Below are 22,086 nucleotides of genomic sequence, written 5' to 3'. Positions count from 1 at the left end.
CAGCTCCCGGTTTCAACCGTAGATCAATGTAGCACAGTCGCATCTTTCCCAAAACGGACCCGCGGCGAGCGGTCCCGGTTGGGTGCCGGACGCCTTGGCGCGCCGGTGTTTACTGCCTTAGTGCATCCAGCACCTTAGGCAGGTTCTCCACGTATTTTCTGACATCAGCCAGCCTGCCCATGCTGACCCGGGAATAGTGCGTGTAATCGCGATAGATCCCATGAATGATCACGCCGCGCTCCTTCATCGCAACGCGGAAATTTTCAGCGTTCAGGGTACCGAGATTCACGAATATGAAGTTGGTGTGCGAGGGAATGTAGTCGAGGCCGTTCGCCTTGAGACCGTCCTCGACGATCTGCCGTGCTTCGAGGATCTCCTGCCTGGAGCGCTTTATGAAATCTTCGTCTTCATAACACGCCAGCGCGGCCGATATGCCGGCCTGGTTCATGACGTAGTTGCCGATATTGTACTGCTCCACCTTCTCGATGATCTCGGGCGTGCTGATCATGTATCCGATACGCATTCCGGCGAGCCCGTAGATCTTCGAGAACGTGCGGGAGACGGCCACCGAATGACCGTCGCGCACGAGATCGACCATGCTGTTGCCGTCCGGGTCCTCGGTAATCTCGTTGTAGGCTTCGTCCACCAGCACGATCGTCTTCTTGGCAGCGGCGATGCAGAACTGCCTGAGACGGGCCGGGTCGAGCAACAGGCCTGTCGGGTTGTTCGGATTGGTTACCTGGACCAGGCCCGTCCCGTCGATCCGCTCAAGCATTCCGTCGATGTCGATGGCGAAATCCTGTGTCTGCGGCATGCGCTCGAGTTTGGCGCCCTGGCGCTCGGCGGCCTTGCAGGTCGTGTCCCAGAAGAGGTTCGGCATCAGGATATGGCCGTTGCGCGAGGCGGCGACCGTCAGTTGCGTCAAGACGCCGCTGGATCCCGCGCTGAGGGCCACGTGATCGGTCGTCAGGCCGTGCCGCTCGGCAATCATCTCCGCAAGGCGCTTGAAGTTGTTGGTGATATATCGGGACCCATAGGTCGCCGATTCTTCAATCGCCCTTTTGGCCGCGGGACTGGGCCCGAACGGATTCTCATTGGCATTCAGCTTTGCGACACCCGGTGCCGGTTCCGCCAGCGCGGCCAGGGATTCGGCACTTTCCAAGGCGTTGGAGGTTATCGGCTGCACAACACCACCTGCCGCCGCCAGCGCGCCAGTGAGGAATTGTCGCCGGTTGGATCTCCAGATCATGATGTCACCATTCGATTGAGTGCAGGGATGGACTGGCGTCGACGGTAGCAGACAAGGCCGGACCCTGTAACCATGACTTGACCGAGATTTGATTGGCCGGCTTACGGCCTTTTCGCTCCAGCGGCCCTGTCCTCGAAGGTGTGTCGGCTTATTCCCGGAACGGACGCCTAGCGCTTGCCCTCGAGCAGATGCTCGTAGCGCGCATCGGTCAGCGTCTTCAAGAACGCCACCAGCGCATCGATACGCTGGTCGTCGAGTGCCGGGCCGACAGTCAGTTCCTCGACCGAAAGGGTCCTCGGGAACTGCGTGCGGCCCCAGGGGCGACCGGTTTCGGGATTGATCTTCGCGGACTCAGCCGTGGTGTTGTACTGATTGTAGAACGCCACCACGGTGCGCAGGTCCTTGAAGACCCCGTTATGCATATAGGGCCCGGTCACCGCCACATTGCGCAGTGTCGGCACCCTGAACTTGCCGGCATGCTCGACGCTGCTGACGGCAGTGTTGGCCAGCAGTCCGAGATCGGCGAACCGCTCGCCGCTGCCATTGGCAGCGCGCACCGCGGTGTGCACCGGCGTTCCGATATTGTGGAACTCGTAATTGGTGAAGGTCTCGCGTTCGGCGCCGGGTATCTGCCTCAATTGGTGGCACTCGTTGCAATTGCTGAACTGATCGGAAAAGAACAGCGTCCGCCCCAGTTCCTCTTGCTTGGTGAACTTCACCTCGCCCTTCAGGTAGCGGTCGTAGCGGGAATCGAAAGGCGCGAATTCGTCGGTCCGCTCGAAGGCCGCGATGCTCTTTGTCATTGCACCGTAGGCCGCTTGCGGATCTTCAAAAATGGAATCGCCGAAATAGACCTTGAATGCCGCGACGTAATCCGCATTTTCCTGCAGGCGCGCGACAACGTCCTCTTTGCTCGCCATGCCCATTTCAATCGGGTTGAGCGGCGGCCCACCCGCCTGGCCCTCGAGATCCGCCTCGCGGCCGTCCCAGAACTGCCCGCCGACATATTCGCCGTCTTCGCGAAGGTGGAATTTCGGGCTGAAGCGCGCATAGCTCGCTGTCGGCGCATTGCGGTCGCCGATCGACGTTCCGTCGTCGCCGAGCGAAACGGCCCGAGAGACCGGATCGTCAAATCCGTTGTTGCGCGGATCGGTGAAGCCGGCCTCCGGTGCATGGCAGGTGGAACAGGACTGGGTCCGGTTCCTGGACAGATTGGCATCAAAAAACAGCGCCTTGCCGAGTTCCTCGATCGAGCCGATCGACGGCCCGTCGGCACGGGTATCCTGTTGCGCAAACAGCACAACTGCTCCAAACAACGTAACATAAATGGCGCTTTTGACTGCCCGCATGGAACCAACCCTATTGAGTTTTGGCGCCCGTATAAATATAGGGGAGCGCGCACGAATGAAACGTTGTTATCGCCCAGTAAATACAATGTGTAGGCCATTCTCGCCGGCCGGGACATTGGCCAATTGACGCAGTTGGCGTATGGTTGCGGGTCTGCACGGCAAAATGGCGTTTGGCAGGAAACAGAAATCGAGACGGATATGAAACCGAAGATTTTCATTGATGGTGAGCATGGCACGACCGGTCTGCAGATCAGGACCCGTCTGGCCGGCCGCGATGATATCAACGTCATTTCGATTCCCGAAGCCGAGCGCCGCAACGAAGCCCTGCGCGAGGACCGTCTGAACGAGGCCGACATCGCCATATTGTGCCTGCCGGATACCGCGTCGAGGCAGGCCGTTGGCATGCTCGGCGGAAGCAACTCGACGCGGGTGATCGACACCAGCACCGCCTATCGCACGGATTCCGGCTGGGCCTACGGTTTCGCCGAGATGGAACGGGCCCAGGCAGAGCGGATCGCCAATGCGCGCTTCGTCGCCAATCCCGGATGCTATCCGACCGGGGCAGTTTCACTGATCCGGCCGCTGCGGATGGAAAACATCCTGCCCGCCGACTATCCGGTGACGGTCAATGCCGTATCCGGTTACACGGGCGGCGGTAAGCAGCTCATCGCCAAGATGGAGGACGAGAGCAGTCCGGACCATATCGCAGCGCCCCATTTCGCCTATGCGCTGACGCTCAGGCACAAGCACCTGCCGGAAATGCAGGAACACGGCCTGCTCGACCGCCTGCCGCTGTTTTCGCCGAGCGTCGGACGGTTCCCCCAGGGCATGATCGTCCAGGTTCCGCTTTTCCTCGACCTGTTGTCCGGAGGGGCGAGCATGGAAAAGATCCATGCGGTCCTTGAGGCGCATTATGCGGGCCAGCCGTTCGTCGAGGTGGCCTCGCCGGAAGAAAGCGCCTCGATAGAGCGGATCAACGCCGAGGAACTCGCCGGAACCGACGGCATGAAACTGTTCGTCTGCGGCAGTCCCGACGGCGCACATGTCAACCTGGTCGCGCTGCTGGACAATCTCGGCAAGGGCGCTTCCGGCGCCGCCGTCCAGAACATGAACCTGATGCTCGCAAGCTGATTGAGGGCGGCCCCGCCCTCGCCTTCACGCTATTGCACCGGCACTGAAGGGTCCGTTACGCGTGCCGCAATTCGGCGGCCGGCAGCGCGTAGCTGCCGTGAAATGCCCGCCAGTGCGCCACCGCAAAGCCGAGGACAACAAGGGCCATACCCTGATGCACCAGCGCCCAGGACACGGGCACCCGCTGCAACAGGGTCACGATGCCGAAAGCGGCCTGCAGGGTGACGAGGCCGAAAAGCACCACCGTGCGCCGTGCGTGGGTGGTGTTCGCCGCTCGGGCAACACTCGCGATCATGTGGATGAGAACAACCAGCCAAAGCAGATAGCCGAAGACCCGGTGCGTGAACTGTACGGTCTTGGCGTTCTCGAAGAAATTCGCGATGGCCGGCTTCATGGTGAACAGGTTGGACGGCACGATCGCGCCATCCATCAGCGGCCACGTGTTGTAGGCAAGTCCCGCGTCAAGGCCGGCGACAAGACCGCCGAGATAGATCTGGACGAGCACCATGATGGCGATCAGCCCGGCAGTCCTGGCCGATCCCGGGGAAGGCGCTGGATCGTCGCTGTAGTGCGCGAGCCCCCGGGAAACCCAGATGATGGCCGCGAATATGACGCAGGCGAGCGTCAGGTGCGTTGCGAGGCGGTATTGGCTGACATCCACCCTGTCGACGAGCCCGGACGTGACCATCCACCAGCCGATGAAACCCTGCAGTCCGCCGAGGGCCAGTATGCCGACAAGCGGCAGCCTCAGGCGCGGCTCGATCCGGCCGGCGAGCCAGAACACCGCCAGCGGCACTGCGAACAGCACCCCTACCCCGCGGGCAAGCAGCCGGTGCGCCCACTCCCACCAGTAGATATATTTGAACTCCGACAGGCTCATGCCCTTGTTGATCTGCTGGTACTCCGGAATTTGCCTGTAGAGCTCCAACTCCTCTTCCCACTGTGCTTCGCTGAGCGGCGGGATGACGCCGTGAATGGGCTTCCATTCCGTGATCGAAAGGCCGGAATCGGTCAGCCGTGTCGCCCCGCCGACGATGACTAGCGCGAAGATCGCGAGGCAAACGATTGCCAGCCAGATGCGAATGGCGATTCGGTTCGCGTCGGCATCACGGGGTGAAATGGACGTTGTCATCGGCAAATGGGCGACCCTGTGCTGTTGTCTGCGCACATTTGTAACAGTCCGCCAAAGAACGCAAGACACAGGTTGTCGGGAAGGATGCGGCAAAATAGGCTATCGCCATGGGAAAATAGGGCTTGAACGGCGCGCCGTTTCCTTTACTTGCAGCAGCAGACCAATAGCCGCAGAGCTCGAATGCCCGTTCGCCTCAGAAAACTGATCGGAATGATTGTCCTGATCGCACTGGTGGTGCTTTACGCCCTGATCGCGACCACCGTCGCGTCCTACAGGCTCGCCGAATCGCCCTGGTGGGTGCACCTGTTGTATTTCCTGGTGTCCGGCCTTTTGTGGATATTGCCCGCTATGCTTGTCATTCGCTGGATGGAAAGGCCTGCCGGCGGAGCACGCCGCGAACGCTGAACCGCCGCCGTCGATGCCAATTTACCCTGCAATCAGAGTTTTTTAAGTTCAATCGGTTAATATCGGTTGGGGCAAGAATTTGACCCTCCGGTTGAGAAGCCCAATTGTCGATGCACGCGCCTGTCGCGATGGATCGCGGAGAGGCTTGCGGGGGAGCAGGGTCGGCGGAGACGATTTCGATGCGAAAACCGGTTGAGGCAACCAGTTTTTCCCTCCAGTGTTCGAATGAGCTGGAGTCGATAGAGCCCGTGTGGCGCGCGCTTGAAGCAGCCCCCGAGTGCCCGGTACACCAGACCTACGACTGGTGCCGCGGCTGGATAATCGAGACCGGGGCCAAACCGCTGATCATCACGGCCGTATACGGATCCGGCGCCCGCTCCGGCGAGACGGCATTCATTTTGCCGCTTTACATCACGCGCCACGGTCCGCTGAAAGTGGCGAAGTACATTGCCGCGCCTTTCAACAATGTCAATTTCGGTGTGTTCTCGTCGCATTTCCTGGACGATGCCAACCCGGCAACCATGCTGGAACTGCGCAGAGAGCTCGCCAAATTGCCGCTTGGTGTGGATTTCGTGCACCTGGATCGGCAGCCGCTTGAATGGCACGGCTACCGAAACCCCTTCTCCCACTGGCCGAGTGTTGAAAACCAGAACCGCTCCTTTCATGTGACGTTGGACGGCGATTTCTCCGCCGTCCTGTCGCGCGGCAACGCCAAGCGGCGCCGCAAGCGGTTCCGAAAGTCCGAGCGAAAGCTCGATGAGATCGGCGGGTACGACTTCATCAAGGCGGGTACGGCCGACGAGGCCCGTGAGCTCCTCGAAGAGTTCTACCTGCAGAAATCCGCGCGCTTCGCCTATCAGGGATTGCCCGAGATTTTCGGCGATCCCGACATCCAGGCCTATTTCCACCGCCTGGCGCAGGAAAGTGTCGGCCAGGAGCGCAAGATGATCGAGATGTACGCAATCCGGCTGCGTCAGCACGACGGCCTGATCTGCGCGCTCGCGGCATTGTCGAGCAAGGGGCGCGACATCATCTGCCAGTTCAGCTCGATAGCCATGGGACCGACCGAACACGCAAGCCCCGGCGAGCTCTTGTTTTACCTCATCATCCGCGACGCCTGCGAATCCGGCGCGAACATGTTCGATTTCGGAGTCGGCGACGAGCCCTACAAGCGCAATTGGTGCGACGTGGAAACACGGCACTACGATACGTATCTGGCAGTCACGGCTGCAGGCCGCGTCGGGACGCTCTCGGCGCGTATAGCCACCGATGTGAAACGCTTCGTCAAATCGCGCCCGGGCGTGTTCAAACTGGCGAAAGCCGTCAGGCTCTGGATCACCAACGCCAGATAACGTCCTGTTTTGAAATGGCGACTACGCGGCGCTCCGGTCGGGCCGGTTCGGTGCACCGGCGCCCGGGCTCATCATCAGCAGCTCGCTGAAGCCTTCTGAATAAAAGTCCGTCAAGTACTCGGTCATCAGCGATTCGTCCGGCTGCACGACGGAAAAGATCATATCGACCTCCAGGCCGTCGAGCAGTCGCTTGACCCCGGCCGAGTTCGCCGGTCCGCATTCGATGACGACGATGTCGTAAACCTTGGAGACCTGCGAGATCACCTCCGGAAGACGCTCAGCATTGTGCATCGCCTCGGCCGGATCGATCCCCCCCTGTGGAAGGATGTGCGCGTTCGAGAGGCGGTCCGCATGCAAAGCCTCTGGAATTGTGCAGGCGTCGATCAGGACCTCGGTGATGCCCGGCAGATTCGACTGGGGAACCATCATGCGGCTTGGGCAGGCGGATCCGGTCATATCGATCAAGAGGGTCTGGCGGCCTTCATTGGCAAGCATGCGCGCCAGCATGACCGATGTGGTCGACCCCTTGTCGCCCTCCGGCGACACGACCACGGCGATATCAGTCCTTGCCGCGATCAGATGTCCGGTGATCGCACTGACGCTGTGCTCAGCCTCCCGGTCGACGATCAGCTGGTGCCCGCCGTCGAATTCGTCATTCGCTGCCGTGAGCGTTTCTCCGCCGTCTTCGGCAACAAGCTCGGCAAGATCGGCCGGGTCCGTTTCGTCTTCATGTGGCATCAGCACGTCGTCCGGCTGGATATCCTCGACCACGCCCTCTTCCGGCACGACAGCGTCGAAAACGGGAACATCCGGCTCTTCCTCGGGCGTCAAAGGCTCAGTCGGCGTCGCCGCTTCCGGCGGGTCCGCCGGGGGATCTTCCGCCAATTCGCCCACCGGGCTTTCGGGCAAATCGTCCGCCGGGCCGTCCGGCAGGCGCCTTTCGGTTGCCCGGGCGATGCGATCCGCCGCCAGAACCGGTGTGGTCGCCGCGACCTTTTGCGGTTCGGGTATCGCCGGTGAACTGTCAGGATCGCGGTCGTGCGCCGGCTTGAACACCCTGCCGCGCTCGGTCGGGCCGTAATCGACCGGTTTCAATGCCCTGCCGGAAAAGAGTTCCCGCAGCATGATGGTGATAGACGCTATCAGCAAAGTGATCAGACCGGCGATGACCGTGATCGGTATCGGCTTGGGAAAGTAGGCGCCGGTCGGAACCAGCGCTTCGGAGATGATGCGGGCATCGGCGGGCAGATTGCCCCGGTCGGACCGCGATGCCGCTTCGCGGTATCGGCTGAGATACACCTCAAGCAGCTCGCGCTGTGCGGTCGCCTCGCGTTCCAGGGCGCGCAGCTCGACCTCCTCGCTTCCCGCCCGCGCGGAATCGGCTTTCAGGTCATTGAGCTGAGCGGCAAGCTCATCCTCGCGCAACTGCGCAATCTCAGCCTCGTTCTCGAACCCGCGCAGGATATTGCGCGTTTCCGCCCGGATCTGCTTGTCGATATCCCGCAGCTGCGAACGCAGCCCCTTGATGCGCGGGTGGGCATCCAGCAGCGTGACCGAGAGATCCGCGATCTCGGCCTGGACCGCTGCCTGCCGCTCACGCAGGCGCTGGATCACCTCGGACTGGACCGCATTGGCGAAATCCCCGGTCGAGCGGCCGCTCTCGATGGCGTTCCTGACCGCGGTCGCCCGCGCCAGAGCCTCGGCCTTCTCGCCGCGCACGCGGCTGAGCTCGGTGGATATCTCGGCAAGCTGCTGGGTCGCGAGCGTCGCGGTATCGTCCACCAGCAGCAGGCCCGACTTCGCCCGGTAGTCGGCGACTTTCGCCTCGGCCACGCGGACTTTCTCGCGCAGGTTGGCGATTTCCGGCTCCAGCCACGCGGTGGTGTCGGCATTGGAAAGCAGTTTGGCGCCGCTCTGCATCGCCAGATAGGTTTCGGCCATCGCGTTGGCCACCTGCGCCGCAAGCTTCCTGTCCGTCGACCAGAACGCGATGACGATGACCCGCGAATTTTCCACCTGGAAAACCGTCAGATGCTCGCGGAACGTTTCGATGAGGCGCTCCTCGGGCGGCGCGTCATAGGGATCCGAAATCAGGCCCGCGCCCATGAGCACGCTGGTGATCATGGACGGTTTGGCGACCCCGCTGAATTCCCCCGTGTCGGCAAGATCGAGCTGGTCGGCAACCGATTTGATCAGGTTCGTGGAATTAATGATCTCGACCTGGCTGGTGATGCCCTGTGCGTCGAGGAATTGCGATTGTCCGGTATCCTGCTGCCCGCTTTGCGTGAACAGCGGTTCGCGCGCCTCGATCAGAATGCGGCTCTCGGCGCGGTACCGGGGCGCGATGTTCCCGGAGATCACGAACGCCGCGGCGCAAACGATCAGCATCAAGGACAGGATCGCAAGGCGGCGCTGCCAGACGGCAGCGAACAGCCGCGCTATATCGATATCCGCATCGTTGCCGTTTGACGGTTGGCGCGACATTACGTTGTTCTCCCTCTTAGCAGCCGAAGAGGTAAACAATTATGGTAACATAAGGGTTAAGCGCCTCTTTACGGATCATTTACATCTTCGCGCCGAAAACCCGCCATCACCGCCAATTGCACGTTGCAGCACGAAAATCGGATGCACTTTACCGGCCATTAACCTTAACCGGACGATAACAGGGCCACTTCGTTCGTCTCGTGTTGAAAGAGTAATTGCTGAATATGGCGCTTGAAAAACTGAGAACTGCGGCTGCCCTTTGCCTTATCGGCCTTGCGCTGACGCTATCCGGCTGCTCCGGATACCGGCCGGCGCCGGACGCATTTCACAAGGCGGTTGTCCAGCCCTATCGGCTCGATTCGGGCGACAATCTGCGCATAACGGTTTTCGAGCAGGACGATCTGACAAACACCTATGTGGTCGACCAGGCCGGCTACGTCTCGTTTCCGCTGATCGGTTCGGTGAGCGCCCGCGGCGACACGATCCAACAGCTCGAGACCAAGATTGCCGGCCAGTTGCGCAAAGGATACCTGCGCGATCCCGATGTATCCATCCAGGTCGACCGGCACCGGTCCTTCTTCATACTCGGCGAGGTCAACGCGGCCGGCCAGTATTCCTACGTTCCGGGGATGAATGTGCAAAACGCTATTGCAATCGCGGGCGGCTACACCGCGCGCGCCAACCAGTCAAACGTGGACATAACAAGAAAGGTCAGTGGCGAGGTCCTGACCGGGAGGGTGCCGATTTCGGATCCGATCCTGGCGGGCGACACCATCTACGTTCGCGAACGTCTCTTCTGACCGCAAAATCGGGACGGCAATGTCGGATTCGGATTCCTTGCGCATTCTGCACTGCTTCCGCTCCCCGGTGGGCGGAATCTTCCGGCACGTGCGCGACTTGACCGAACAGCATCACAAAGCCGGCCACAAGGTGGGGATCCTCTGCGACAGCACCACCGGAGGCGCCCATGAGGACGCGCTGTTCGATGGCATTCGCCCGTATCTGGACCTCGGACTGACGCGCACGCCCATCCGTCGCTCGATCGGGCCATCCGACTTTATCGCTCTTGCGAAATGCACCAATGAAATCAAGAAATTGCAGCCGGACATCATACACGGCCACGGCGCCAAGGGCGGCGCCATCGCCCGTTTGATCGGCTCAAGGTTGCGGGTTTCCAGGTCTCGCGTAGCCCGCTTTTACTCACCGCATGGAGGCAGCCTGCATTACAGCAGCGCCCGCCTGTCGGGCAAATTCTATTTCCTGCTGGAACGCCTGTTGGAGCGCTTTACCGACGGGCTCGCCTTCGTCAGCGACTACGAGCGCAGGGCCTACCTGGACAAGGTCGGCCGGGCGGCACCGCCCAACCGCCTGGTCTATAACGGACTGCTGGAATGCGAGTTCGAGGACATCCAACCGGCCAACGACGCGGCTGATTTCCTCTATATCGGCATGATGCGCCGGCTGAAGGGCCCGGACCTCTTTATCGAGGCCGTTGCCCGGGCAGAGCGCATTGTCGGCAGGCCGCTGACCGCCGTAATGATCGGCGACGGCGACGAGAAGGAAAGCTACCGGCAGATGCTTGTTCAGAGCGGCCTGCTGGAGCGTGTCACGCTGCACCCGGCCATGCCGGTTCGCGAGGCGCTGCGACTCGGCAAGACCGTAATCGTACCGTCTCGGGCGGAATCGCTTCCCTACCTGGTGCTGGAAGCGCTTGCCGCCGGCAGGCCCATGATTGCCGCCGATGTGGGCGGCATACCGGAAATCTTCGGCTCGGACAGCGGCGCGCTCGTCCCCGGAGACGATGTCGAAGCGCTTGCCGGCGCCATGGCACTGGCGGTCCGGCAACCGCACGACATCGAAAGGCACATGCCGACCAAGGCGGCGCTGCACGAGCGATTCTCTGCCGGGAAGATGGCGACCGACATGGTCGATTTTTACAGGGCCTGCCTTGCCTGAGGGGAGCCTCATCGGCCTCGCCCGGGATCAAACAATAATTAACAGCTCGGTGGTAGTCCTGTTCTCAGGAAGCCAGGAACCATAGCTGAGAACATGACCGCAGAACGTTCCATGAAAGCGGACGCGACAGACACGCAGCACCCTGATCAGGCCGGCACCGGCGGAAACGCGGCCGGTGAACCGGCGGAGAAGGTCAGCAAGCTGGCGCGACAGATTGCCCGGCAGCTTGGCGACGACAGCTATTCGCCGGCCATGATCACCGGTTTCACCCGGTTGTTCGAGATCATCGGCCTGAGTCTTTGCGGCATCGCCGTTTTCCTGTTCTACGTCCTGCCGAAATCCGGCTTCGAAACGTACTACCTGTTCACGACCGTCGCCGGTGCGCTGTTTGCATTTCTGCTCTTCCAGCTCTGCGATGCCTATCAGGTGCAATCATTGCGCAGTGTCTTCAGAACGCTCTCCAAGCTCATCCTGTGCTGGACGATTACGTTCGCGACGATGACGGCGGTCGCATTCTTCCTGAAGATCGGTGCCGAGTACTCCCGCGTCTGGTTCGGTTCCTGGTTCCTGTCCGGGATTCTCTTTCTGTTCGCCAACCGCTACTTCGTCGCCTTCGCCATTCGCCGCTGGGCCCGCGACGGAACCATGGAGCGCCGCGCGGTCATCGTCGGCGGCGGCCCGGCCGCCGAACACCTCATCCGCGCACTGGAGCAGCAACCGGACAACGATGTCAGGATCTGCGGCATCTTCGATGATCGCAGCGAGCGGCGGTCGCCTGCCATTGTCGCCGGGTACCCGAAGCTCGGCAATGTTTCCGAACTTGTCGAATTCGCTCGTTTGGCGCGCATCGACATGCTGATCCTGTCGCTTCCCCTGACCGCCGAAAAGCGCGTCATGGAGCTTTTGAAGAAGCTATGGGTGCTGCCTGTCGACATTCGCCTTGCAGCCCATTCAAGCGAGCTGCGCTTTCGACCCCGCGCCTATTCCAGCATCGGCTCGGTCCGCATGCTGGACATATTCGACCGGCCGATCAACGACTGGGATTCGGTCGCCAAGCGCATGTTCGACATCGTCTTCAGCATTCTCGGCATCATTGTGTTCTCGCCGGTGATGCTGGCAACGGCGATCGCCGTCAAGGCGACCTCGAGGGGACCGGTTTTCTTCACGCAAAAGCGTCACGGTTTCAACAATGAGGTCATCAATGTCTACAAGTTCCGCTCGATGTACGCGGATCAGTCGGATCCGACGGCACGCAACGCAGTCACCAAGAACGACCCGCGCGTGACCCCGGTCGGACGGTTCATCCGCCGCACCTCCATCGATGAACTGCCGCAGTTCTTCAACGCGCTCAAGGGTGATCTTTCCCTTGTCGGACCGCGACCACACGCCGTTCACGCCCAGTCGCATGACCGTATGTTCGCCGAGGTGGTCGACGGCTATTTCGCCCGCCACCGCGTTAAGCCGGGCGTGACGGGATGGGCCCAGATCAATGGCTGGCGCGGCGAGATCGACGACGACGAGAAAATCAAGCAGCGCACCGCCTACGACCTCTACTACATCGAAAACTGGTCGCTGCTGTTCGATCTCAAGATTCTGTTCCTCACGCCGATCCGGCTGTTCGGTTCGGAAACCGCATACTAGGCCGATGCACGAAGCAGCGATCGACCACAGGACCCACCCGGCCGTCATAGCGGCCGTTGCGAAGTTCTCCCTGGCGATAGGCGCATTCCTTGCCGGCTTCGTCATCTACGAGCCGGCGCCTTACGAAATCTACATGGTCGCACTGATCGCGATCTGGTTCATATTCGGGCTGCGGCTGTCGCGTAACAGTGCCATCCTTCTCGCCATTCTCATGTGCTTCAACATCGGCGGTCTCATTTCGCTGACGACCGTCGGCGAGCTGGGCACCAAGCTGCCGCTCTACATGGCCGTGTCGGTCTTTCTTGCTTTGTCCTCTGTCTTCTTCGCCGCCGTCATCGAAGCGGACGACCGGCGCCTGAAGGTGATCTTCACCGCCTATCTGGTCGGTGCGCTGGCGACGGGCCTGCTTGGTATTCTGGGGTATTTTCAGCTGTTGCCGAACAGCGAATTGTTCCTGCGCTACGGCCGCGCCAAGGGCGCCTTCCAGGATCCGAACGTCTTCGGCCCGTTCCTGGTGCTGCCCGCCTGTTTTCTTGTCCACCAGACCCTGACCGGGGGATTCGCCGCCAGCATTCCGCGCATCGCCGCGCTCTTTGTCCTGACGCTGGCCGTTTTCCTGGCGTTTTCCCGCGCTGCGTGGGGTCTTTACGCCTTCTCCATGCTGCTGCTGGTCTTCCTGATGCTGATCAAGGAACGCTCGACCGCCTTCCGCATGCGCATCCTCTTCGCCGGCGCGATCGGTTTTGTCCTGCTCGTCGTGACGCTGTTGATCCTCCTTCAGTTCGAGCAGATTTCGGAGCTCTTCACAACGCGCGCGCAACTGGTCCAGGAGTATGACGCCGGCCAGTTCGGCCGGTTCAATCGCTACTGGCTGGGACTGCAGGTTGCCATGCTGCACCCGCTCGGCATCGGGCCGCTCGAATTCGGCAAGATGTTCGGCGAGGACACCCACAATATCTGGCTCAAGGCGCTGCTCGACTACGGGTGGCTCGGTTTCGTGTCCTACCTGACGCTCACGGTCTGGACCTTGTTCGCCGGGTTCAAGTGCTTGCTGCGCGAGCGCCCATGGCAGCCCTATTTTCTGTGCACCTATGTTGTCTTTGTCGGTCACGTCCTCGTATCGACCTTCATCGATACCGACCATTGGCGGCACTACTACATCCTGCTCGGAATCCTCTGGGGCTGTATGGGCCTTGAATACCGGTACATGCGCGAACGGCGTCGCAACGGCTGGTAAGCCTCAGGAATCCGCTGCCCGGACCAGCTCGAATGCATCGACATCGAACATGCCGTGGTCGGTGATCTTGAGATGCGGGATCACCGGCAACGGCAGGAACGCCACCTGCAGGAAAGGCTCCTCAAGGACCGTACCCAGTGACTTTGCCGCCTCCCGCAGCTTCACCAGCTTCTCGTGCACCGCCTCATACGGCTCGATGCTCATGAGTCCGGCGACCGGCAGGCTGATTTCCGCAAGCACCTTTCCGCCGTCGACCACGACAAATCCGCCTTCGATCTCCCGCAGACGGTTGGCCGCCGCGGCCATGTCGTCCTCGTTCGCGCCGACCACGCAGATATTGTGGCTGTCGTGGCCGACCGTCGAGGCGATGGCGCCGTGCCTGATGCCGAATCCCTTGACGAAACCGACGCCGATATTGCCGGTCTTGCCATGCCGCTCAATCACCGCGGTCTTGACGACATCCTGCTCGAGATCGACCTGCGGCCGCCCCTCTTTCAGGGGAAGGTCCATGCGCAGGTGCTCGGTGATGATCTTGCCGGGTATGATGCCGATGACGGGAATGTCGCCATTATAGGCGGGAGAGACGAGCTGGCCCGCGCCGACCGTTTCCGCCTTGACGCTGTTGCGCCCGATCGGCGGCACGGTCTGCCGTTTCTCGAATTCGGCATCCGTCACGACGACGCCGCCGCAGATCACATCGCTCACAGCGCAGTTTTCCAGGTCGTCGAGTATGACCATATCGGCGCGCCAGCCCGGCCCGACGAGACCCCTGTCCCGCAGGCCGAAGATGCGGGCACCCGAAATACTCGCGGCCCGGTAGATGGCGAGCGGCTCGACCCCGGACGCGATGGCCGTGCGGATCATGTGGTCCAGATGGCCCCACTCGCCGATATCGAGCGGGTTCCGGTCGTCCGTGCACAGCGCGATGAAGGGCGAATTGCGCTCGGTGATGATCGGCATGAGCGCTTCGAGATCCTTGGAGACCGAACCCTCGCGCACCAGGATATGCATGCCCTTGCGCAGCTTTTCCAGCGCCTCGTCCGCGGTCGTCGCCTCATGATCGGTGCGGATGCCGGCGGCCAGGTAACCGTTGAGGTCGTATCCGCGGACCTGCGGCGCGTGGCCGTCGATCGGCACGTCGGAGAAAGCCGCGATCTTCGCAAGGCACGCCGGGTCCTTGGCCAGGACACCCGGATAGTTCATGAACTCGGCAAGCCCGATCACCTTCGGATGGTCCCTGAAGGGCAGCAGGTCGTCGATTTCAAGAACGGCTCCGGCGGTTTCGAAAGCGGTGGCGGGCACACAGCTGCTGAGCTGTATGCGCACGTCCATGAGCGTGTTTTCGGCGCAGTCGAGGAAATAGCGGATGCCGTCTGACCCGGTGACATTGGCGATCTCGTGCGGGTCGCAGATCGCCGTCGTCACGCCGCGCGGCAGAACGCAGCGATCGAACTCGAAGGGCGTCACCAGTGACGATTCGATATGAAGGTGCGTGTCGATGAAACCCGGCACCACGGTCTTGCCGGCAATATCGATCTCCGTTGCGCCGCTGTAATTTCCGCATGTTCCGACAATCGTGTCGCCGCACACCGCGACATCGGTTTCGATCATCTCGCCGGTGACGAGATCGAAGAGCGTCCCGCCCTTGAGAACGAGGTCGGCCGGCTCGTTGCCGGCACCCTGGTCGATACGCCGCCTCAATTCCTCGCTCATGGATCACCCCGCTGCTCGAATGCCGCCCGCTTCAGGCCGGCAACCTGCATTTGCCATATATGCCAACAATTTAAGGGGATATTGATAGCAATTTGATGACCGCCGCAACAGCGCAAAAGGCGGCGCGTCAGTAATCACGCTCGAAAAATATGCCCGCCTTGGAGTTGCCGTCGGTATCGGCTTCGCCGCGGGCCTTGAGATGGTCCGTCAGGTCCATGTCGATGGTAACCCGGCCCGAGCCACCCGACACGCCCTGCTCGACATTCAGATAGGTCCGGTCGTTGATGTAGCGGCCGATGCCGATGGACGTGCTGCCGTCCTCCTGGTCCGTGTTGATGTCGATATCCGCAAGGCCGGTCAGATTGCGCAGACGGTCAAGGACACCGCCGCGCGTGTTCGCACCGCCCAGCGATGCGAGCGCGTTGGCGATCTGCGCGATCTGGATGGCCGACAGGTTGGAGAGGCTCTTGCCGAAAAAGAGATTGGCGAGAATCTCGTCCTCGGGCAGCGACGGTGACGACGTGAAATTGATCTCGGGATCCGACGCCGTTCCGGTGACGACGATTGAATAAGATGTGCTGCCGCGCGTGGTCGTTGCGGTGAAGTTGAGCGACGGATCGAGCGGCCCGGCAAAAGTGATCGAACCGCTGTCGAAACTGAAGCGCTTGGTCAGAAGGTCGATGCGGCCCCTGACCATGGTGAAGGTTCCCTTCACGCGCGGCGCGCGGCTGGAGCCGGTCACATCGACGGAGCCTCCGAACTCGGCGTCGATGCCGCGGCCGCGCAGGAATATGCGCGCCGGCGAATTCACGCTGATGTCGAGTTGCAGGCCGCCGGCGTCCGCCTCCGTGCCGCCGGACTGGGATTCCCGCGGCTCCAGTTCCCGGGCCTGCTCAACCACCCGCCGCGGTGCATGAATGTGCTTGACGTCGATAAAGGGGATGGACGCCGGAAGCTTGTCGGGAATGCTGATATCCGTCCGCTCGAGCGAAATCGTGCCGCCGATCTTGCCGGACCGCAGCAGCGCGCCCTCCACTTTCAGATCGGCGTCGAACTGCGCCGTGACGATCTCGCTGTTCGTGTAGGTTCCGTTTCGTACGGTAATGGTCAGATCGGCAGGAAGACCGGTCGACGGATCGGTCTGTACCGATCCCGTAACCGTGATCGTGCCCCCCGAGCCGAGCCGGCCGGTCAGTTGCGAGACCCGGGCGGTGGAGCCGTCAAACGTGATATTCGCGTTGATATCCCGGATTGTCAGCGCCGTGTTGGTCTCGATGAAGTCGGCACCTGTTGTGGTCAGCGTTCCGCTGATCGCCGGGCTCCGCGCGGAGCCGGTGATCGCCACCGAGACCTGCGCGGTTCCTTCGAGCTGCACGCCGGCTTCGGCCGCCGGCAGGGTCGCCAGTTCGAGCGGCGCCTTGCCGCTCACCTTGAGATCAAGCCGCTGGCCGTCCGCGATATCCACGCTTCCGGTGATATTAAAATCGATGCCGCTTCCGGACGCCTGGGTGTTCAGCGTCAGCCGGTTTGACTGGTAGCGTCCGGACGACTGCACCGACAGCGACGGCATGCGTGCGCCCCGGCTCGCCTCGACCGAGAAATTGGCGACCCTGAGATCGTAGGAGACCGTCGGGTCCGAGGCATTGCCGGAGATTGTGGCGGTGCCCGACAGGGTGCCGTTCTGCCCGAGGCCCGTCGGCGCGACGTTTTCAAACAACGCCACCGGGAAGCTGTTCACCGCGACGTCGAAATCCAGCTCGTCCCCTGCCGTTCCCTTGACGACGATCGTGCCGCCGCCGACCCGCAGCGTCGCGGTTTCCACGTTGGCGCCGCTTTGCGCGATGGTCAGCGAGACCGGCTCGGAAAGCCGCACCGGGACCGACCGGAAGGTGGCGCTCGCCTCGCTGACTTCGACCGTCGTCGTTCCGTGCTGCGAGGACAGCTCACCCTCCATCGACATGGGGGCATTGAACACGGTGCCGGACACCGAAAACGGCATCTGTTCCGGCCCGCCGCTGATGCTCGCCCTGGCATCGCTGATCTCGGTTCCGGAAATTGTCACGCTGCTCGCCGTCGCCGAGGCCGAAAGGTCCCGCGCCTCCCGCAGGTCCTCCAGGACCACGTCGAGAACAAGGCCGTTGGCGGAAACCGGGCCGGTGGCGAAATCCGGCGACGTCAGCTTCGCTGTGACATTCTGTTTCCCGTCAACGCCCGCAAATGTCACGGTCCCGGAAGCCGATCCGCTGAGCCCTTCCTGCAGGATCAGCGGCCCCAGCTCCTCCAGCGACGTGATGTCGACATCCAGTTGCCCGGTGAGGATGCCGCTGGTATCGGCGTTCACCTTGCCTGTCGCGCGCGCTCCCGGCACCGTCAGGTCGAGCGTTTCGACGACGGGTACGCCATCGCCGCCGGAAACGCTCGCCGACACGGTGACTGGATGTCCTTCGTAACGCCCGTCCACCTTGAGATCGGCGCGTGGCCGATCAGCGGACGCGACGCCGCTGGCCGAAACCGAGAAGTCCTCCAGCGGCTTGTCGAGCAGCGAAATATCGACACCCTGCGCGTTCAGGCTGAAATCGGGCGCCGCCGGCTGGCCGGAAAGGCCGAGTTCAATGTTGAAGCCGCCTTGCAACTCCTGGCGGAACCGCGACAGGTCGGTCAGCGACATCCTGGAATTGAAGGCGATCGATCCGTCGCCGAGTTCGCCGCTCCCGCTTGCCGTCAGGTTATCGCTTTCGAGGCTGAGATCGGTCAGGACAAGCGCGCCGTCGCCCTGCCTCGTTGCCCGGCCTGAAAGATCCGCCTGCCGCGACCCCAGCAGCGCGGGCAGCGGCGTATCGGTCGGCGCGTTGACCTTCGCCTGGAGGCGCATGTCGAAATAGCGTTCCGCCACATTGACCTGCCCGGTCGCCGTCGCATCGACCGAAGACGTGACAAGATCCAGCCGCTTGAATGTGATTTGGCTGCCCTGGAGGGTTCCGTCGGCCGAAATGCGCGGCGAACCCGCGATCAGCCCGTCGACCGTATCCTGACCGGTCGTCACCGATTGCGCGGACAGTTCGACCGTCGCCTCCCCGGAAACCGCCAGGAAATTCACATTCGACGAACGGCCGCTGACAACGGCGTCCTCGACCGAGATCCGCCCGTCCGACAGGGACTTCACCGAGCCGTTCAGGCTCCATTCGGCCTCCTCGAGACTCCCCTTCAGGGAGGAACTGAGCTGAACATGGCCGATATCCAGCGATTGGTCCTCTGCCACCTGGAATGCGACCTGCGAACCGTCGCTTCCGAATTCGATATCAGCGGTCAGGTCGACGGAGTTTTCGCTGGCCAGGACATTGCCCGAGGCAGCGATCGACAGCAGCGCCGAACGGGCATTCAGCTTTTCCAGCCGGACCGTGTTCTCGCCGTCCCGCTCGGCAGTGAGTTCTATCTGCGTGTCGCCCGCAAAAAGCGGCGCAAGCCGCCGCGGCACGAGCGGCGCCAGATAGCCCTTCAATACGCCGTCAACCGCCTGCCGCTGATCGGTGATGGACAAGGACACGTCGCCTTCCACCGTTTTTTCACCATCAAGCTCGACGGCGAGGTTTGCCTGCCATGCGTCGAGCGGCCCGCTGCCCGAGAGATCGACGTTGACGGCAGGAAGGCCGTAAATGTTGAGAGCCCGCGCCACGAGCCCGTCCGCGGGCTCGCTGGCGTTCAGTTTCAGTTCGAGTTCATTGCTGTCCGGCGAGATCTTCCACGCCGCCGAGACCTCGCCGGCGGTTCCGTCGATGCGCAGGATGTCGAGCGTGCCGGACATATCGACAGGCGAATCCCGCAGAAGAACGGAACCCGTCAGTTGAAGCGCGGCCTTCTCGCCGAGCACCGGCTCGGCCAGGTCGATCGAGCGCAGGAAGATATTGTCGACCCGGATGGGAATGGCCGGCAGCGAGGGAGCACCTCCCCCGGTTTGCGCGTCCCGTGAAGCAACCGGCCGCCGCGATACCGCGACGGTTCCCGCATGCAGGCGACTGACATCGACTGCCCCCGTCAGCAACCGGCCGAGCGCGATATCGGCCTCGACATCGTTAGCCACCAGCCAGGTGCCGGTTTCATCCGCGACCGTGATCTGGCCGATGCGGGGCGAACCGCCGATCACACCCTCCAGATCCGAGATGATCACTGTCCGCCCCTGCCCGCTTGCCGCAGATCCGATCATGGACGCCGTCAGGGACAGTCCCGGCCCGGTCCCGACCAGCGCCAATGCCGCCAGCAACACTGCGGCGACGATGAGGATCAGGACGATCAGGAGGCGAAGGACGGTTTTCATTCTGCCGTTCCGGAAAAGGGATTCGCGTAACTATTATAGCGCATTAAGAAAAAATAGCGCAGTGCGGTCAGAATGCCTGTCCGAGGCCAAGATAAATGCCGAAGTCCGGATCGCCGCTGATCTTGTCGAGCGGCACGCCCACATCGACGCGCAGCGGCCCGACCGGTGTCAGGTAACGACCGCCGACGCCGACGCCGGTAAACCAGCGGCCGCCCTGCCCGGGCGTCGAGGAGGTGAAGGCTCCGCCGCTGTCGACAAAGGCCGCCAGTCCGAATTTCTCCGTAAGCCGGTAGCGCGCCTCGACCGACGTTTCGATGACCGACAAGCCGCCCGTCGGGCTGCCGCCGCTTCGCGGACCGGCATGCTGGAATTCATAGCCGCGGATCGAGCCGCCGCCGCCTGCATAGAACCGCCTGTCCGCCGGCACCTCCGTCAGGCTGGCACCGAGAATGGAGCCCACGGCGACGCGGCCCGCCAGCACCAGCCTGTCGTCCTCACTGACGGACCGGTAGATGCTGAATGCCCCTTGCGTTTTGAAAAACGCGTTACCGTTGTGCACGTCGTAGGTCGGCTCCGCCGCCAGGAGCACCCGGTAACCGGTGGTCGGATTGAGCCTGTTGTCGCGCGTGTCCAGCACCAGTTGCCCGGGAACAGAGACAAGCACGCTTGTCGATGGGCCGCTCGTGTCTTCGAATCGGGCATATTCGACCACGACATCGACCTGGCCGGTCAGTTCGTCGCTGAACTCGCGCTCCAGGCCTGCGCTGCCGCTGACCGAATTCTTGTTGAACGCATCGGTGTCCTGGACCTGCGCTTCGAGACGCGAGCGGAAAGACGTGGTCGGTCCCCAGACACCGGGCTTGGTGAAGGTCGCCGCGACATGATAGTCGAGCGATGTCGAGAAATTGTTGCGGCCGATCCCCGAAACCGCGCCCTCGATGCGAAGCGTCTCGGCCCTGCCGAACAGGTTGCGGTGCACCCAGAAGGCCTCGGCACCGAGGCCGTCCTCGGTGGCCGCTGTGACACCGACACCGATCGTGCGGGGCTTGCGTTCACTGACCTCGATGGAAATCGGCACCGAGTTGTTCGGCCCGGGCGTTTCCGATTCGACGATGACAACGCTGTCGAACACACCCAGCCCGCGCAGACGCGTGCTGGCATCCTTCAGCCGCTTCGGATTGTAGACGGTCCCGACGGGAATATTGGCCTGCTGGATGATAAAGGCCGGGTCCACATCCTCCGCGCCGGAGACCGTTACCGTACCGAAAACCGCGAGCGGCCCGGGTTTGAGCCGCAGGTCCACCTCCAGCGTCCGGCTTTCGTGGTCGGCGATCATCTCACGGCTGGCGATCTTCGAAAAGGCATAGCCCTGCTCATGCCAGGCAACGACGAGCTTGCGCTCGGCCTCGACGATCAGGTCCGAGCGCGCCGGCTGTCCCGCGACGACGCCGTATTGCGAAAGATCGATCGGCTCGCCCGTTGTCGTCGCCGCATTCGGCTGGGCAAACGTGAAGGACGGCCCCGCCTGCACGCGAATGGCGACATTGACCGGCGCACCGCTGTTGAGAACGGCATCGATCGGCACGTCTTCAAACGGCGTGCCGTTTATTAGTATGTTGACGGTTCCGCCGTAGCGGGCCACGGAAAACAGCGCCGCAACCAGCCGCTTCTTGTCGTTCTTGGAACGCGTGAGCAGTCCGATGGTACCCGATGGCGGCGTGTCCTTTTCCGACACGAGGATCGAAACCGAATCCAGCAGCTCCTTCAGCTCCTGATCGTCAACCGTCAGCGCCACGTTATAGGGAACCGCGTCGGGCACTGGTTCGGCAACCTCCTGCGGCTGCTCGCGGCCCCAGAGCCGAATCCCGAACAGCTCGAAGGCTGCCACAGGGGTGGAATAAATGAACAAAGACAGGAGGGCGCCGGCGAGACAGGCCGCCGTGTACGGGGATTTGGACGTGGAGCGCCGATCGCTGTTCATGGTCCCGTCAGCAGGAGCAGCCCCGCGCCGGCTGGCAGGTTGGGTTCCAACCTGCCCGATTCGGCTCGGACGCAAGGCCGCCAGCCTGCAACACCCTTCCTCACACCACACATTTGCTGCCGCACCACCGCGCGACGAAACGCG

At 62.2% G+C, this 22,086-nt stretch carries 14 protein-coding genes; 7 read left to right on the top strand and 7 right to left on the bottom strand.

The features are described 5' to 3' along the window. Nucleotides 1-109: 109 nt before the first annotated feature. The gene (locus E4M07_RS04005; protein ID WP_136656980.1) at nucleotides 110-1,249 is read right to left on the bottom strand and encodes an aminotransferase class I/II-fold pyridoxal phosphate-dependent enzyme; all 1,140 of its coding nucleotides are present in this window, start codon (nucleotides 1,247-1,249) and stop codon (nucleotides 110-112) included. Nucleotides 1,250-1,416: 167 nt separating this feature from the next. After that, complete coding sequence (locus E4M07_RS04000; protein ID WP_246660355.1) at nucleotides 1,417-2,550, bottom strand: cytochrome c peroxidase; 1,134 nt, start codon at nucleotides 2,548-2,550, stop codon at nucleotides 1,417-1,419. A 246-nt stretch (nucleotides 2,551-2,796) separates the two neighbouring features. Between E4M07_RS04000 and argC the strand changes: the two genes are divergently transcribed. Beyond that, the gene (gene argC / locus E4M07_RS03995; protein WP_136656978.1) at nucleotides 2,797-3,729 is read left to right on the top strand and encodes an N-acetyl-gamma-glutamyl-phosphate reductase; all 933 of its coding nucleotides are present in this window, start codon (nucleotides 2,797-2,799) and stop codon (nucleotides 3,727-3,729) included. 55 nt (nucleotides 3,730-3,784) lie between these two features. Here argC and E4M07_RS03990 read toward each other — a convergent pair whose 3' ends face one another. Further along, nucleotides 3,785-4,861, bottom strand: a complete 1,077-nt coding sequence (locus E4M07_RS03990) for a COX15/CtaA family protein (RefSeq protein ID WP_136656977.1) — start codon at nucleotides 4,859-4,861, stop codon at nucleotides 3,785-3,787. Between the two features lie 180 nt (nucleotides 4,862-5,041). Between E4M07_RS03990 and E4M07_RS03985 the strand changes: the two genes are divergently transcribed. Both E4M07_RS03985 and E4M07_RS03980 read left to right on the top strand, forming a co-directional pair. Then, entirely contained in the window at nucleotides 5,042-5,266 is a 225-nt protein-coding gene (locus E4M07_RS03985) for a DUF2842 domain-containing protein (protein ID WP_136656976.1), read from the top strand. Nucleotides 5,267-5,445: 179 nt separating this feature from the next. Continuing rightward, a complete protein-coding gene (locus E4M07_RS03980) occupies nucleotides 5,446-6,618 on the top strand; it encodes a GNAT family N-acetyltransferase (RefSeq protein WP_169054072.1) in 1,173 nt (390 codons plus the stop codon). A 21-nt stretch (nucleotides 6,619-6,639) separates the two neighbouring features. On the opposite strand, the gene E4M07_RS03975 is transcribed toward E4M07_RS03980, so the two are convergent. After that, nucleotides 6,640-9,102 carry a Wzz/FepE/Etk N-terminal domain-containing protein gene (locus E4M07_RS03975; protein ID WP_136656974.1) on the bottom strand — a complete coding sequence of 821 codons (2,463 nt, stop codon included), beginning with the start codon at nucleotides 9,100-9,102 and terminating at the stop codon, nucleotides 6,640-6,642. 224 nt (nucleotides 9,103-9,326) lie between these two features. On the opposite strand from E4M07_RS03975, the gene E4M07_RS03970 reads away from it, so the two are divergent. From E4M07_RS03970 to E4M07_RS03955, 4 genes are all read left to right on the top strand, one after another. Next, nucleotides 9,327-9,902 (top strand): polysaccharide biosynthesis/export family protein, encoded by a 576-nt coding sequence (locus E4M07_RS03970; protein ID WP_136656973.1) that lies wholly within the window; start codon nucleotides 9,327-9,329, stop codon nucleotides 9,900-9,902. Nucleotides 9,903-9,921: 19 nt separating this feature from the next. Then, the gene (locus tag E4M07_RS03965) at nucleotides 9,922-11,058 is read left to right on the top strand and encodes a glycosyltransferase (RefSeq protein ID WP_136656972.1); all 1,137 of its coding nucleotides are present in this window, start codon (nucleotides 9,922-9,924) and stop codon (nucleotides 11,056-11,058) included. 93 nt (nucleotides 11,059-11,151) lie between these two features. Beyond that, a complete protein-coding gene (locus E4M07_RS03960) occupies nucleotides 11,152-12,699 on the top strand; it encodes an undecaprenyl-phosphate glucose phosphotransferase (protein ID WP_246660354.1) in 1,548 nt (515 codons plus the stop codon). Nucleotides 12,700-12,703: 4 nt separating this feature from the next. Then, nucleotides 12,704-13,936: an O-antigen ligase family protein gene (locus tag E4M07_RS03955; protein WP_136656971.1), complete on the top strand. Its 1,233-nt coding sequence runs from the start codon at nucleotides 12,704-12,706 to the stop codon at nucleotides 13,934-13,936. A gap of 3 nt (nucleotides 13,937-13,939) precedes the next feature. Here the strand turns inward: E4M07_RS03955 and ade are convergent, their stop codons facing one another. The 3 genes from ade to E4M07_RS03940 form a co-directional block, all read right to left on the bottom strand. Then, nucleotides 13,940-15,649 carry an adenine deaminase gene (gene ade, locus E4M07_RS03950; RefSeq protein WP_136656970.1) on the bottom strand — a complete coding sequence of 570 codons (1,710 nt, stop codon included), beginning with the start codon at nucleotides 15,647-15,649 and terminating at the stop codon, nucleotides 13,940-13,942. A 127-nt stretch (nucleotides 15,650-15,776) separates the two neighbouring features. Then, nucleotides 15,777-19,961, bottom strand: a complete 4,185-nt coding sequence (locus tag E4M07_RS03945; protein ID WP_136656969.1) for a translocation/assembly module TamB domain-containing protein — start codon at nucleotides 19,959-19,961, stop codon at nucleotides 15,777-15,779. 67 nt (nucleotides 19,962-20,028) lie between these two features. Next, nucleotides 20,029-21,942, bottom strand: a complete 1,914-nt coding sequence (locus E4M07_RS03940; protein WP_136656968.1) for an autotransporter assembly complex family protein — start codon at nucleotides 21,940-21,942, stop codon at nucleotides 20,029-20,031. Between the last annotated feature and the right edge of the window lie 144 nt (nucleotides 21,943-22,086).

The organism is Nitratireductor sp. XY-223, from assembly GCF_004959855.1.
Classification (GTDB): domain Bacteria; phylum Pseudomonadota; class Alphaproteobacteria; order Rhizobiales; family Rhizobiaceae; genus Hoeflea_A.
The sequence above is the reverse complement of the archived record's forward strand: the minus strand, read 5'-3'. Positions and strand labels throughout refer to the sequence as shown.